The sequence below is a fragment of the Nguyenibacter sp. L1 genome (assembly GCF_035199985.1).
Taxonomy (GTDB): Bacteria; Pseudomonadota; Alphaproteobacteria; order Acetobacterales; family Acetobacteraceae; genus Gluconacetobacter; species Gluconacetobacter vanlangensis.
The window spans coordinates 2813554-2827939 of record NZ_CP127015.1; the positions used below are offsets into that span (position 1 = coordinate 2813554).

11 protein-coding genes are annotated in these 14386 nt (G+C 63.0%); 7 read left to right on the top strand and 4 right to left on the bottom strand.

All coding sequences use genetic code 11. From position 1 onward, the window contains the following. The first annotated feature begins 21 nt into the window (after positions 1 to 21). From QN315_RS12670 to QN315_RS12685, 4 genes are all read left to right on the top strand, one after another. Positions 22 to 1062 carry an NAD(P)-dependent alcohol dehydrogenase gene (locus QN315_RS12670; RefSeq protein ID WP_323989616.1) on the top strand — a complete coding sequence of 347 codons (1041 nt, stop codon included), beginning with the start codon at positions 22 to 24 and terminating at the stop codon, positions 1060 to 1062. Positions 1063 to 1123: 61 nt separating this feature from the next. Further along, positions 1124 to 2071: an AraC family transcriptional regulator gene (locus tag QN315_RS12675; protein WP_323989617.1), complete on the top strand. Its 948-nt coding sequence runs from the start codon at positions 1124 to 1126 to the stop codon at positions 2069 to 2071. A gap of 22 nt (positions 2072 to 2093) precedes the next feature. Next, complete coding sequence (locus QN315_RS12680) at positions 2094 to 2885, top strand: SDR family oxidoreductase (protein WP_323989618.1); 792 nt, start codon at positions 2094 to 2096, stop codon at positions 2883 to 2885. Positions 2886 to 2964: 79 nt separating this feature from the next. After that, positions 2965 to 3900: an ABC transporter substrate-binding protein gene (locus QN315_RS12685; RefSeq protein WP_323989619.1), complete on the top strand. Its 936-nt coding sequence runs from the start codon at positions 2965 to 2967 to the stop codon at positions 3898 to 3900. A 43-nt stretch (positions 3901 to 3943) separates the two neighbouring features. Here the strand turns inward: QN315_RS12685 and QN315_RS12690 are convergent, their stop codons facing one another. Then, positions 3944 to 4321 carry a helix-turn-helix domain-containing protein gene (locus QN315_RS12690; RefSeq protein ID WP_323989620.1) on the bottom strand — a complete coding sequence of 126 codons (378 nt, stop codon included), beginning with the start codon at positions 4319 to 4321 and terminating at the stop codon, positions 3944 to 3946. 112 nt (positions 4322 to 4433) lie between these two features. Between QN315_RS12690 and QN315_RS12695 the strand changes: the two genes are divergently transcribed. After that, the gene (locus QN315_RS12695; protein ID WP_323989622.1) at positions 4434 to 5450 is read left to right on the top strand and encodes a zinc-binding alcohol dehydrogenase family protein; all 1017 of its coding nucleotides are present in this window, start codon (positions 4434 to 4436) and stop codon (positions 5448 to 5450) included. 98 nt (positions 5451 to 5548) lie between these two features. On the opposite strand, the gene QN315_RS12700 is transcribed toward QN315_RS12695, so the two are convergent. Both QN315_RS12700 and QN315_RS12705 read right to left on the bottom strand, forming a co-directional pair. Further along, positions 5549 to 7933, bottom strand: a complete 2385-nt coding sequence (locus QN315_RS12700; protein WP_323989623.1) for a TonB-dependent receptor — start codon at positions 7931 to 7933, stop codon at positions 5549 to 5551. Between the two features lie 239 nt (positions 7934 to 8172). Beyond that, complete coding sequence (locus tag QN315_RS12705) at positions 8173 to 8304, bottom strand: hypothetical protein (protein WP_281362743.1); 132 nt, start codon at positions 8302 to 8304, stop codon at positions 8173 to 8175. Here QN315_RS12705 and QN315_RS12710 point away from each other — a divergent pair. Both QN315_RS12710 and QN315_RS12715 read left to right on the top strand, forming a co-directional pair. After that, positions 8303 to 10726 (top strand): TonB-dependent receptor domain-containing protein, encoded by a 2424-nt coding sequence (locus QN315_RS12710; RefSeq protein ID WP_323989624.1) that lies wholly within the window; start codon positions 8303 to 8305, stop codon positions 10724 to 10726. The genes QN315_RS12705 and QN315_RS12710 overlap by 2 nt on opposite strands. 10 nt (positions 10727 to 10736) lie before the next feature. Further along, on the top strand, positions 10737 to 11876 hold the full coding sequence (locus QN315_RS12715; RefSeq protein WP_323989626.1) for a glycerophosphodiester phosphodiesterase: 1140 nt from the start codon (positions 10737 to 10739) through the stop codon (positions 11874 to 11876). Between the two features lie 80 nt (positions 11877 to 11956). On the opposite strand, the gene QN315_RS12720 is transcribed toward QN315_RS12715, so the two are convergent. After that, positions 11957 to 14296: a TonB-dependent receptor plug domain-containing protein gene (locus QN315_RS12720; protein WP_323989627.1), complete on the bottom strand. Its 2340-nt coding sequence runs from the start codon at positions 14294 to 14296 to the stop codon at positions 11957 to 11959. Positions 14297 to 14386 lie beyond the last annotated feature (90 nt).

Sequence of the window (14386 nt, forward strand, 5' to 3'; positions counted from 1 at the left end):
GATCCGCCGGGGGAAAAGACGATGCCCGTTGCTCTCGTTCTCGAACGCCAGCGTGAGCTGTCGCTGCGCGATATCGACCTTCCCGATACTCTGGGCCCGCGCGATGTCAGGGTGCGGATCCAGACGGTCGGCATTTGCGGCAGTGACGTGCATTATTATACGCATGGCCGCATCGGCCATTTCGTGGTCGAGCAGCCGATGGTGCTGGGTCATGAGGCATCCGGCGTGGTGGTGGAAATCGGCGCCGCCGTCACGAACCTGAAAATCGGCGACCGCGTGTGCATGGAACCGGGGATCCCCGATCCGACCTCGCGTGCGTCCAAGCTCGGGATCTATAATGTCGATCCCGCCGTGACCTTCTGGGCGACGCCGCCGGTGCATGGATGCCTGACCCCCCTGGTGGTGCATCCGGCGGCGTTCACCTATCGCCTGCCGGACAATGTCAGCTTCGCCGAAGGTGCGATGGTCGAACCGTTTGCGATCGGCGTGCAGGCGGCCGTGAAGGCCCGGATCAAGCCCGGTGATGTCTGCGTCGTGACCGGCTGCGGGCCGATCGGGATGATGGTGGCGCTGGCCGCGCTCGGTTCCGGGGCCGGCAAGGTCATCATTTCCGATATCGCGGCCCCCAAGCTGGACATCGCGGCCCGCTACCACGGGATCTTGCCGGTCAATGTCACGCAGACCACGCTACGCGACGCCGTCCGTGCGGAATGCGGGGCGGATTGGGGCGCCGACGTGGTGTTCGAGGCCAGCGGCAGCCCCCGCGTCTATGACGATGCGCTGGCCGTCGTCCGGCCCGGCGGCACGCTGGTCCTGGTGGGCATGCCGGTCGACAAGGTCGCATTCGACATCGTCGCGGCGCAGGCCAAGGAAATCACGATCGAAACCGTGTTTCGCTACGCCAACGTCTATGATCGTGCGATCGCCTTGATCGCGTCAGGCAAAATCGATCTCAAGCCCCTGATTTCCGGAACCTACGATTTCGCGGATTCGATCGCGGCGTTCGAGCGCGCGGCCTCCGTGCGGCCGACCGACGTCAAGCTGCAGATCCGGATGGCATAGACCGGTCGAACGCCTGGCTGCGTTCCGTCAAGAAGAACAAAAACCAAGAAGAACGGACATCATGGCCCACGGCACGCATTCGGCCCGCAAGACGCGTGTGGCGACACCGGTCTTCGAGATCGTGCGGCGCGAACCGCGCAGCAGCTTCGTCTGGCATACGCACGACTATCCGGCGCCGTGCGCGAGATGGAACTACCACCCCGAATACGAACTGCACCTGATCACCAAAGGATGCGGACATTATATTGTCGGCGACTATCTCGGTTTCTTCACGCCGGGACATCTCGTCCTGATCGGACCCGACGTGCCGCATGGCTGGTTCAGCGACATGGGGCCGGACGAGGTGGTGCCGGGGCGTGACGTGGTCCTGCAGGTCGACGGGTCATGGTTCCAGGGGTTGATGACGCTCTGCCCGGAACTTGACGTCCTGCACGAGCTTCTGGCCGCGTCGCGCCATGGGGTCGAATTCCTGGGGCCGGAAGTCGCGCGCCTCGGCGCGCGTCTCGCCGGAATCGGTACGATGGACGACGCGGCACGGATCCCGGCCATCATTGACCTGCTGCTCGACCTGTCCCGGTGCCCGCGACGGACATTGTGCGGCGCCGGCCTGACTCTATCCTCGAACGACATGGAGATGGAGAAAATAGACCGAATTATCAGAAGAATCATGGAAAATAATACAATCTTCCATCGTCAGTGCGACATCGCGCGAGAGGTCGGGCTGTCCGCGTCGGCTTTCTCGCGGCAATTCCACCGCGCCACCGGCGATACGTTCGTGTCTTTCATGAAAAAGCTGAAGATCGGGCGGGCGTGCCAGTTGCTGACGACGACCGACGCATCGGTCGCCGATATCAGCGCGACGATCGGATTCAGCAACCTTTCCAATTTCAATAGGCAGTTTCTTCAGGTTCGCCGGACGACTCCCTCACGCTATCGGCGGGACGTCCGCCGCCTGATCCGTCACGAGGGCACGTCGGAAGCGGCCGAAGCGCCTGGATGCCACGCATAACCTTGAAAAACGGGGAAAAATCATGGATCTGGGACTGAAGGGTAAAGTCGCGGTCATTACCGGCGCCAGCGTTGGTATCGGCCTGGCCGTGGCCAAGGGACTGGCGTCAGAAGGCGCCGATCTCGTGTTGGTGGCGCGGCAGAAGGATCGCCTGGACGAGGCGGCGGGACGGCTGTCGGCGGAATGCGGCGTGCGGGCGGTCGGCGTGGCGGCGGACATAGCCACGGCGGACGGCGTCGATGCGGTGCTGCGGCGCGTGGATGACGGGTTCGGCGGCGCGGACATTCTGATCAACAATGCCGGCACGGGCTCCAACGAGACGATCATGCAGGCCGATGACGCGAAATGGCAATTCTACTGGGACCTGCACGTCATGGCGGCGGTGCGCCTGGCGCGGGGCCTCGCACCGGGCATGAAAAGGCGCGGCGGCGGCGTCATTCTGCATAACGCGTCGATCTGCGCCGCGCAGCCTCTGTGGTACGAGCCGATCTACAACGTCACGAAAGCGGCGCTGCAGATGTTTTCCAAGACGCTGTCCACGGAACTGATCGGGGATAATATCCGCGTCAATTGCGTCAATCCCGGCCTGATCCTGACGCCGGACTGGATCAAGACCGCCAAGGAGTTGACCGTGCGTTCGGGCGGCGACTGGCAGTCCTATCTGCAGGGCGTCGCGGACGAGCATGCGCCCATCCGGCGCTTCGGAACGCCGGAGGAACTGGCCCATTTCTTCGTGTTCCTGTGTTCCGACAAGGCGACCTACAGCGTCGGCTCCACCTATTTCGTCGATGGCGGCATGCTCAAGACACTCTGAATCGTCGACGCTCCGAACCGCCGCATTGCGCTATCCCTCCCGCGCCGCCTCCGTGCGGTGCCAAAAATAAGAGAAAGACATGAAATATCTGAAGAAGGCCGCGCTTCCCGGTGCGTTGCTGGCTTGTGGCCTGGCGTTCGGCGCGCATGCGGCATATGCCAAGGACCTGCATGCCGTGGGCATCTCGGTCGGCTCTCTCGGCAATCCGTATTTCCTGTCCCTCGTGAAGGGGGCTACCGACAGCGCGCACGCGATCAATCCGGACGCGCGCGTGTTCGCGGTGTCGTCGGATTACGACCTGGGCAAGCAATCGTCGCAAATCGACAATTTCATCGCGTCGGGCGTGGATCTTATCCTCCTGGCAGCCGCCGATCCGCATGCGATCGGCGCGGCGGTGAAGCGGGCGAAGGCGGCCGGGATCGTGGTGGTTGCCGTCGATGTGGAAGCGGACGGCGCCGACGCAACCATCCAGACCGACAACAAGCAGGCGGGCAGGCTGTCATGCGCCTTTCTTGCCTCCGCCATCGGGGGCAGGGGCGCCGTCATCATCCAGAACGGCCCGCAGACCTCGTCGGTGATCGAGCGTGTCGACGGATGCAAGGAATCCCTGGCCAAGCATCCGGACATCCGGATCCTGTCCGACAACCAGAACGGCAAGATCTCCCGCGACGGGGGGCTGGACGTCATGATGGGGTATCTGACGCGCTTCCCCGATTTTCAGGGACTGTTCACGGTCGCCGACCCCCAGGCGATCGGCTCCAACCTCGCGGCCCGGCAATTGCGGCGCAGGGGCATCGTCATAACCTCGGTGGACGGCTCCCCGGACGTGGTCGACGCGCTGAAGACCGATACCCTGATCCAGGCCACCGCCAGCCAGAATCCGGCAGAGCAGGGGTCCCTGGGCGTTCGGACGGGCTATGACCTCATGAACGGAAAGAAGCCGGCGCAGGACGTGACGCTTCTGCCGCCGCAACTGGTCGATCGAAAAAATGTCGCGTCCTATAAAGGCTGGTAACGAAAATCGTCACGAATTCTGATTCCGTTCAGGGCGCCGAGAATCAGGATGAACGCGCGGTCCCGCTCCCCGGCGCGATGGATCGCGCCGGCCCTGTGTGCGCATCGCCCCAAACCTTCAGCGCCATGATGACCGGCTCCAGGCTGCGTCCCCGCTCGGTCAGGCAGTATTCGACTTTCGGCGGCACCTCCGCATAGACGGTGCGTGTGACGAAGCCGTCCTCCTCCAGTTCACGAAGCTGCATCGTCAACATGCGCTGCGTGATATTGGCCAGGCGCTTGCGAATCGCGTTGAAGCGCAGCGTCCCGTCCAGCAGGTGGTAGAGAATGACTCCCTTCCACTTGCCGCCGATCAGTTCCAGCGTCGCCTCAACGGTGCAGCCGGGACTGCAATCCAGGGCCTTGTGACGAATACGGGGCATGACGGTATCATTTCCGATACTATGGGTGTTATATGTGCGTTCTTGCGGTCTTCGATCATAGACCCCCATCTTCTGCCCATACAACAGCCCATACGACAACGGAGCAGAAGCCATGCGTGCCGTCGGTTACCTGACCCCCCTGCCGATCGATCATCCCGATGCGCTGCAGGATATCGACCTGCCGCGCCCGGTGCCGCAGGGTCGCGACTTGCTGGTCGAAGTCCGGGCCGTCTCGGTCAATCCGGTGGATACGAAAATGCGTCGGAACGCGGCGCCCGAAGCGGGAACCTGGGGCGTGCTCGGTTGGGACGCCTCGGGGACCGTCGTCGCGACCGGCCATCAGGTAACCGGCTTTTCGGTCGGCGATCCGGTATTCTATGCGGGCGCATTGCAGCGCCCGGGAACCAACGCCGCGTTCCATCTGGTCGATGAGCGCATCGTCGGGCACAAGCCGCGGTCACTGTCCTGGGCCGGGGCGGCAGCCCTGCCGTTGACGGCGATTACGGCTTGGGAAATGCTGTTCGACCGTCTCGACGTCCGGCGCGCCGTGCCGGGCGCGTCACCGTCGATCCTGATCGTCGGTGGCGCGGGAGGCGTGGGGTCCATCGCCATCCAGCTTCTTCGCGCGCTGACGGACCTGACCGTCATCGCCACGGCGTCCCGCCCCGAAACGCAGGCCTGGGTGCGCGACCTGGGCGCCCACCACGTCGTCGATCACACCGCCCCCCTGGCCGCGCAGGTCGCGGCCCTGCCCACGGGCGCGCCGGGCTTCGCCTTCTCGACCACGCAGACCGAGCAGCATGCCGGCGACATTGTCGACCTGCTCGCGCCGCAGGGGCATTTCGGCCTGATCGACGATCCGGCCCGGCTCGACGCGTTGCCGCTGAAGCGCAAGAGCCTGTCCTTGCACTGGGAATTCATGTTCACCCGCCCCCTGTTCGGCACGGCGGACCTTGCCGGACAGGGGGCGCTGCTGAACGAAATCGCATCACTTGTGGATGCCGGCCGCATCCGTACGACCATGGCGGATCATTTCGGCACGATCAACGCGGCCAATCTCCGCAAGGCCCATATGCTGCTCGAAAGCGGCAAGGCCAAGGGCAAGATCGTTCTGGAAGGATTCGCATAAGGACGATCGCCTGACGCTTTCCTTTCCCCAGGGCCGGCGGCGCCGATCGGCCGGACGTCCGAACCATCGGACGTCCGGCAGCGCGCCCATTCAGGCCATCAGAACCCGGTTGAGATCGTGACGACGGCGGTGAAGGGGACCTGGAGGTAATAGGCGGGGAGACCGCCCTTGACGGTGCTGCCATACACGCCGGTCGTGGTGTTGGCATTGGTCTGGAAGGTATAGATCCCGCTGCGCAGCTTGGCATTTGTCAGGTTCGACATGTTCAGCTGGATCTGCGGCGATTTCATGAATCCGACCGAATGGAAGCGATAGCCGACATTGACGTTGTCGGTGATGAATTGCGGGATCGAACTGTCATTCATGAAGGTCGCGTACTGCTTGCCGGTATATTTCAACTGGACACCGGCGAACAGCGAGCCGTCATCGTAATCCAGGCCCAGGCTGGCCTGCACCTTGGGGCTTTCGATCTGGGTCTTGCCCGCCGTGGGCAGATAGTCATTCACCGTCTTGCCGTGCAGCGTGCCGGTTGCAGCCAGATTGTTGTCGATGCGCGCGTCGAGATATTCAAACGCGACATAGGGCCGCAGATGGAACCAGATCGGTCGCGTGGCAAGCTGGACGTCGACGCCGCGGCTGGTCTGGCCGCCGGCATTGACCGTCTGGCTGTAGGGCGCGCCGTTCTGATAGAAGCTCAGGCTGAGCTGGCGGTTGGTGAAATTATAGTTGAAGAACGAGATGCTGCCGACCAGCAGGTCGCCGTTATAGCGATAGCCCACCTCTTCCGAGATCGAATATTGCGGTGCCGACGCGCCGCCGCGCTGCGTCTGTGCCGGCGAGGTGTTGCTGTAGTAATCGACCAGCGAGGTATTTTGCGGCATCTTGAAATTCGTGGCGCCGCTGACGTAGATCTGGTTGCGGCGGTCGAAATTCCAGCTTATGCCGACCTGCGGCAGCGGCTCGGACGCGCTGAGATTGCGGTTATAGACCGTGTTCGGCACGTAGTTGTAGATACGCCGCGTCATCATGGCTTCCTTGAAGCCCAGGTCGATATGCAGCCGCTTGTCGAAATAATCCATGCTGTCGCCGATGAACAGCATGTTTACCTGCGACAGGCTCAGGAAGTTGCGATATTTCCAGGGCTGGCCACCGGGAAGCTGGTACAGGCTGGAAACGCCCCAGATATTCGCCGGCTCGCCGGTCACCTGGTTGACATAGCTCACTGGCGAATATTGCAGCAGGTTGGCATATTCATACCACCATCCGGCCGTCAACTGATGATGCGACCCGAGGCGGTAATTGAATTTCAGCGTGTTGCCGGGGCGGAACTGTTCCTGGTTCGACGGGGTCAGGGCGACGGCCTGCTTGGCCCCCAGATCGATGGCGGCCGGCTGGCCGCCATAATAGGTGCTGCCCTGGGTCAGCAGGCTGGCGCCGGTGCCGTTGCCGATGCCATGCCAGAAATAGGCCGTATCGTCGATCGAGAAATCGGGGGTGACGACGACATGGGTCGGCAGCACCGCCACCACGTCGGCAAAGGGATTGACGTGCAGCTTGTAGAAATTGGTGCCGTTGCTATTCACGCCGGTATAGTACGGCAGGTAGTTGTTGCTGTATCCGTTCGCCTTGTATTGCGCCAGGTTGGGGTTCAGGAAGGAATCATTGACCTGGTCGTTATAGGACACGGTCAGGCCGGTATGGCTGCCGTTCTCGAAATCCTTGATCAGCTTGAAATCATAATGGTACTTGTCGGCCATGCCGGGGCCGCGCCAGTTGTTGGCCTGGGTATGGCTGAACGAGAACATGGCCCGCACGCCGCTCGACCCGATATCGCCGGTATTCAGGCGCAGGAACTCGCGCGTCATGTCGAACGAACCGAACGAGATATCCAGCAGGCCGCCGCGCGTATGGGTCGGATTGCTCATGGTGGCGGAAACCAGGCCGGCCGCCGCGCTGACGACCGGGCTGTCGAGATTGACCGAACCCGGCTGCAGCGACACGGTTTCCAGGTCCTCGGCTTCCAGCACCTCGTTGGAATAGAACTGGCCGCCGCCGATATCGCTCAGCGGCATGCCGTCCAGAGTCCAGCCGATATTGGTCTGGTCCAGCCCGCGGACCTCGGTCGCCCCCGAGAACAGGCCATAGGAATCCTGGTCCTGGACGTTGGCGCTCGGCAGCATCCGCAGCAATTGCTGGATGTTGGTGGTGGGCGATTGCTTGGCAATGAAGTCGCGGGTGATGGTCTGCACCGCCTTGGTCGCCGTCTCGACCCGCATCAATCCGCCGCCGGGCGCCCGTGTCCGCGCCGTCCGGCCCGTCACGCTCACTTCCTCGGCGCGCGGCGCAGGGGCGTCCCCCTGCTTCTTCTGCTCCGCGCCGGTCTTCTTCTCGACCGGCGTCGCACTTCGGGCGGCTGGCACGATGGTCAACGCGCCCGCCAGCATCGTCGCCACCAGCAGGCACGCACGAAATCCCTGTTCCATCGCTCAGATCCCCACTCAATTCAATTTCGACACGATAAGACGTTCCGCCGTAAACCACATCCCGGGCCGGGTTGTCGACGGTCAAGATGCGGATGCCCCAGCACGGCGCATATGCCAGAGCAAAAAACCGATCGACTGTTGCAGAAAAGACGACACCGATACGGCATTCCCGCCGGGGGCGGTGCCCGATGTTCCATCCGGGCGCCCATGGGAACATGCTTTACGGCGGTTATTTCTTATTATTTCAGGAATATTTCTTCGGGACTGTTGTAAGCGTGCATCGTCACCGAAGTTTCACGGGGCATCGGTGCGCTCAGCGGATAGGGACGTTGGCGAAATTTTAACATTGCAAAAACGGCCTCTTCGCTCATGCTCCATCGTCGCTCCTCGCCTCTTTCCCGCCGCGCGCTCCTGGTTCTCTCCGTTGCCTGCGTCCCCGCGTTGCCGGCCGCCCGGCCAGCCCATGCCCAGGCAAACCCCGATCAAGCGGCGCCCACCCGCGCCAAGACGGCCCACCATGGGGCATCCCGCCGGCCGGTCGCGCCGCCCGCGCCTGCCGCCGAACAGATCATGACAACCGCCCGCCGCACCCGTTCGGAACAAAGTGTCGGGCATCTCGAAATGCAGCGCGTCCTGCCGGGCATCAACCCGGTCAAGGCGCTCGAAATCCTGCCCGGCGTGGTGTTCGAGAACGCCGATCCCTGGGGCAATAACGAACAGAATTCCTCGCTGTTCATCCATGGCTTCAATCAGAACCAGCTCGGCTTCACCCTGGACGGCGTGCCGCTGGGCGACCAGGCGTACGGCAATTTCAACGGCCTGTCGCCGCAGCGCGCCGCGATCAGCGAAAACATCGCCGCGGCCAATGTCTCCACCGGCGCCGGCGCGCTGGGCACGGCATCGACCAGCAATCTGGGCGGGACGCTGGAATTCCTGACCCAGGATCCGTCCCGTCGCGCGGGCGGCCAGCTTGCCCAGACCTTCGGCAGTTGGTCCACCTTCCGCACCTTCGCCCGCATCGATACCGGCGATTTCGGCAACGGCAATTCGGCCTATGTCTCCTGGGCCCGCCAGGACGCGCGGGCATGGGATTTCGCGGGGCACCAGGGCGGCAACCAGGTGAATGCGAAATTCGTCCACCGGTCGGACAACGACCGCATCACCGGCTTCTTCGACTGGTCGGACAAGGTCGAACCGAACGAGGACGGTATCGTCGAACCGAACGGCGGCAGCCTCTATGTCCGTCCCTTCATGTATCCGAACCTGCAGGAGGCCGTAAGCTACTACGACAACTCTCCCGCGTACAAGGCGGCGGGCCTGAACTATCGAAACTACTATTCGGATGCGCAGCGCGAGGATTTCCTGTCCTACGTCAAATGGTCGCATGATTTCAGTGCCAGCCTGCACTGGGACAATCTGTTCTACTACCATCATGATTTGGGCGAGGGCGTGGTCGCCGGACCGATCACCGCCGCCGGCCTGCCCACGCTGTTCTCGGCGTATTTCCCCACTTATTCCGCCTCTCAGCTCTCGCAGGTCTTCGGCGGATCGGGCATGGCCACCCGTACCACCGAATATTGGGACAATCGCGGCGGCCTCACCTCCACCCTGCGTTACCAGCGCGGCCATCACCATATCGAACTGGGCGGCTGGTACGAACGCAACAACAACACCCAGGCGCGGCGCTGGTATCCGTTCGACATCAACAATCCGACCACGCCGTACGAACGTCAGCAGGGCGCGCTGATCGACCAGTATACCAACTATTTCTATACCAATACCTGGACGACCCACCTGCAGGATAGCTGGCAGATCTCGCCGCATGTCACGCTCAATGCCGGCTTCAAGTCCGAACTGGTCTATACCAACGGCATCCTGCCGGTGGCCGGCCTGCCCGGATCGCTGTCGCCCAGGACGGCCGTCACGGTGCCCGGCGGCACCATCGCCGCGACGCGTCCCTTCCTGCCGGCCTTCGGTGCGCTGTGGAACCTGACGCCGCATGAACAATGGTTCGCCAACATCCAGGAAAACATGCGCGCGTTCCAGGCGACCGGCTACGGCAACGCGACACCTTGGGGCGTGACCAGCCAGCAGGCGTTCGAGGATTTCAAGAATCACGGCGAACCGGAAACCGCCTGGACCTATGAAACCGGCCTGCGCACCAACCGGCCGGTCGATCTGGGGCCGCTGACCCATATCAGCGGGCAGCTCGAATATTACCACGTGCATTTCTCGAACCGCCTGCTGGCGGTATCGTCCTCGCCCAACCTGGCCTCGATCGTCGGCAGCGCGACCATCCTGACCAATGTCGGCTCGGTCTCGACCGACGGCATGGATCTCTCCTTCACCGCGCAGTTCGGGCCGCATTTCTCATTCTATAACGCCCTGTCCTACAACAAGTCGGTCTATAACGACAATTACGCCAACGGCACCACGGTCGTGCATACCGCCGGCAGGAACGTGGCGGGCGTGCCCGACTGGACCGAAAAATTCGTGGCGTCGGCCAATTGGGGCGATGTCTCGGCCCAGTTCATCGGCGACGTGATCGGCAAGCGCTATGCGACCTACACCAACGACCTGTCGGCCGGCGCCTATGCGCTGTTCAGCCTCAATGCCGGCTACATGATCCACTTCATTCCGCATGTGCGCGGGCTGAAGGTGCAGGGCAACATCACCAACCTGACCGGCACGCGCGGCTGGTCCACCTTGAACATCAGCAACGCTTCGGGCCAATATACCGCCTTCCCAATCGCGCCCCGGATGTATTTCCTGACGCTCAGCGCGAATTTCTGAGGTACCGCACATGCTGACACGCCGATCCGCCATGGGCCGGCTGGGGGGATTGCTGGGGGTCGCGACGGCCGCCCCCGCCATCCTGCCTGCCGCCATCCTGCCCGCAGCCGGCGCGCGGGCCGCGCCGTCGCTGGCGCCGCGCCCGCTGGTGATCGGCCATCGCGGCGCTTCGGCCCTGCGGCCGGAACATACGCTGGCCTCGTACGCCAAGGCGATCGCCGACGGCGCCGACTATGTCGAACCCGACCTGGTGCCGACCCGCGACGGCGTGCTGGTCGCCCGCCATGAAAGCAATATCGCCGCCACGACGGACGTCGCCACAAGGCCGGAATTCGCCGCGCGCCGCCGCACCATGGTGATCGACGGGGCGCAGGAAACCGGCTGGTTCACCACCGACTTCACCCTGGCCGAACTCAAGACGCTGCGCGCCTGCGAAAGACTGCCGCAGGTGCGGCCGCAGAACACCCGCTATGACGGGCATTTCGATATCCCGACCTTCGAGGAAATCATCGATTTCGTCGCCGCTGAGTCCGCCGCGCGCGGCCGGGTCGTGGGGTTGATCCCGGAAATCAAGAATTCCACCCATTTCCACCGCCTGGGCCACACGCCCGAGGACAGTTTCCTGCGCATCATCGCGGCGCACGACTATACGCGCTTCGCGCCGCTCGAAGTCCAGTCCTTCGAAACCGGCAATCTCCGGCGGCTGTACGGCAAGGTACAGGCGATCAACCCGCAGGCGCGCCTGCTGTTCCTGATGGGCGAGCGCGGCGAGCGCATCCCCGACCTCGCCGCCGCCGGCGACGGCACGACCTTCGGCGACCTGATGACCCCGGACGGACTGCGCCGGGTACGGGCCTTCGCCGACGTGATCGGCCCATCCAATACCGACATCATCCCCCGCGACGCCGCCGGCGCCTGGCTCGCGCCCTCGACCCTGATCGCCGACGCCCACCGCGCCGGCCTCCTGGTCCATTCCTACACCTGCCGGCCGGAAAATCGCTTCCTGCCCCGCCAGCTCCGCAACGATGCCGGCGACGATGCCCGCAATCCCCAGGGATCGATCGCCGAAATCCGGCGCTATCTGGATCTGGGGCTGGACGGCTTCTTCACCGACGATCCGGCCCTTGGCCGCATCGCGATCGATGGCTGACCATTCCGCCGGGGGGCCGGCCGGCCTCCCCGGCATGCGTCTCGGAAGACCCTCCTGGTCGCGGGTCCGCTTTCGGCCCGTCAGAATCCGGTACTCAGGGATATGACCGCCGCAAAACCCGCGCCGACATAATAGGCCGGGCTGCTGCCGGCCAGGCTGGTGCCGTAGACACCCCGAATCGTCCGGGCATTGGGTGTCACGCCATAGGCGCCGGACAGATATTTCTCGTTTCCGATATTGATCAGATTGACCTGCACCTGCGGATGCCTGGCCGGTCCCAGGGTATGGAAGCGATAGCCGAGCGTCACGTTCGCCGTCCCATAGCCTGGAATATGCTGGTCGTTCATGAACGTCGTATATTGCGACCCCACATAGGTCATCGCGAAATTGCCGAACGCCGCGCCGTCGTCATAGGACAGGCCGATCGTTCCGGAAAATTCGGGGCTCAGCACCGCGGTCTTGCCCTTCGTCGGCAGCAGGTCGCCGCTGCGCGCGAAATTATTGTCGATCGTCGCATGCAGATACTGCCCCGAGAGATAGGGGCTGACATGATGCCATGGCCGCAGGCCGACTTCCGCCTGGACGCCGCGCGACTTCTGTCCACCGGCGTTCAGCGAGAACGTCTCCGGCGTGCCGTTCACCAGCGCGCTGGTCGAGACCTGACGATTGGTGAAGTTGTAATTGAAGAATGCCGCCGAGACATTCACCAGGCCGTAATGGCGATAACCGAATTCCTCCGAGATCGAATATTCCGGTCTGAGGTTCGTGCTGTGCGTGCTCGACATTTTTCCCGTGGCGACATTGAAGATGTCGACATAGGAGTTGATCGAAGCGGGCTCGCGGAAGGCCGTCGTGCCGTTGAGATAGATCTGGTCGTTCGGCGTGATCCTGTAGCTCGCCGAGACCTGCGGCAACGGCACCGCATCGTTCGCCGTCACCGCGTAGCGCGATCCCGGAATCAGGCTCGTCGCGCTGCGCGATACCATGACATCCTTGAATCCCGCATTCACCGTCAGGCGATTGTCCAGAAAACGCAGCGTATCGCTGATGAAAAGCGCATTGATCTGCTGGATGATATGACCGTCGAAGGATCGCAGCACGTCGCCGTCCGCCGTCAGGACCGGCGCATGGCCGTATGAATTCGCGACGTTCCCGGCGAAATCGGCAACGGCAAACGACGTCGCCTCGTTATGGTCGAAATAATCGTACCAATACCCGAACTGCAGGGTGTTATGCCCCCGCGTCCAGGTCAGATAGGCGTTCTGTCCCGCCGAAAACTGCGTGTAGGGATCGACATTCTCGACGGTCGTCTGGCCATTGACGCTGTACGGCAGGTTCAGCGGCCCCGCCGGCCGGTTGCCGTAGAACACGTTGTCGTCGTTCAGCACCGATCCGCCATTGATGATGCCGTGATTATACATGAAATAAGGCGTGACCGACAATTTCAGCGCCGCAGTCAGCGCGACGTTCGACGGAACGGCCATCATGACCGTCTGCCGGCGGTAGAAATGGAATTTCTGATACATCGTATTGCCGAACGTATAATTTCCGGCGTAATTGTACGAATCCCCCGATGCGTTCCACTGGGCCAGGGTCGGATTCGTGAACAGGTCGGCACGTACCAGGTTCCAGGCCAGGAAGGGGGCAATCCTGTTGCCGTCGCCCCATTCCTTCACGAAGCGGGTATCGACATGGTCGCGCGTCTGGCCGCCCGTGCCGCGCCAATTGTCGTTGCCGCTATGGGAAAAGGACACATACCCCTTGATGCCCGATGCCCCCAGCCGGCCCGTATCGACCCGCAGAAATGCGCGATTGGTGGCCTTGGACCCGCCCGCGGCGTCAATCAGCCCTCCGAAATGATCCGACGGGTTGCGCAGCCCGGCATTGATCTGCCCGCCGACCGAATTATAGACCGGCGCACTGATGTCCGGCGATCCCTGCGCCACGTCGACGAAGCCCAGATTCTCGGTATCCGCCCATTCGGACGTAAAGGGGCTGTAGTACAGCCTGTCGCCGACCGGCATGCCTTCGAACGTGGTGCCGATCTCGGTCTGGTTCAGGCCGCGGATCGACACGTTCATGCGGTCCGACGTTCCCAGCGGGTCGACGCTGGACACGATCACGCCCGGCATCGCCTTCAGCAGGGTCAGGGCATTCGTGGTCGGCGATTGTTTGGCAATGAAATCACGCGTGATGCCGCTGATGGTTTTGGCGGCGGTCTGCCGCGGCATCAGCCCGCCGCCGGGCGTCGTATTGGTCACCCCGTTGGCGCTGGCCGTGCCGCGCGTGACGGTAATCCGCTCCTCGCGGTCCTGCAGGGGGCTGACGATATCTTCCGCGCGGGCAAGCTGAATGGAATGGGCCAGGACGACACAGGTTGCTGTCCTCAGGAAAAGGCGGGCGCGTGAATGGCGCATCATGGTTAGTGTCCTTCCGGAAACATGGCGGGATTCCATGAAATCTCCGAAAGAGAATAAACACGGCGCGCGTTCGCCTGCTCGTATCATAAT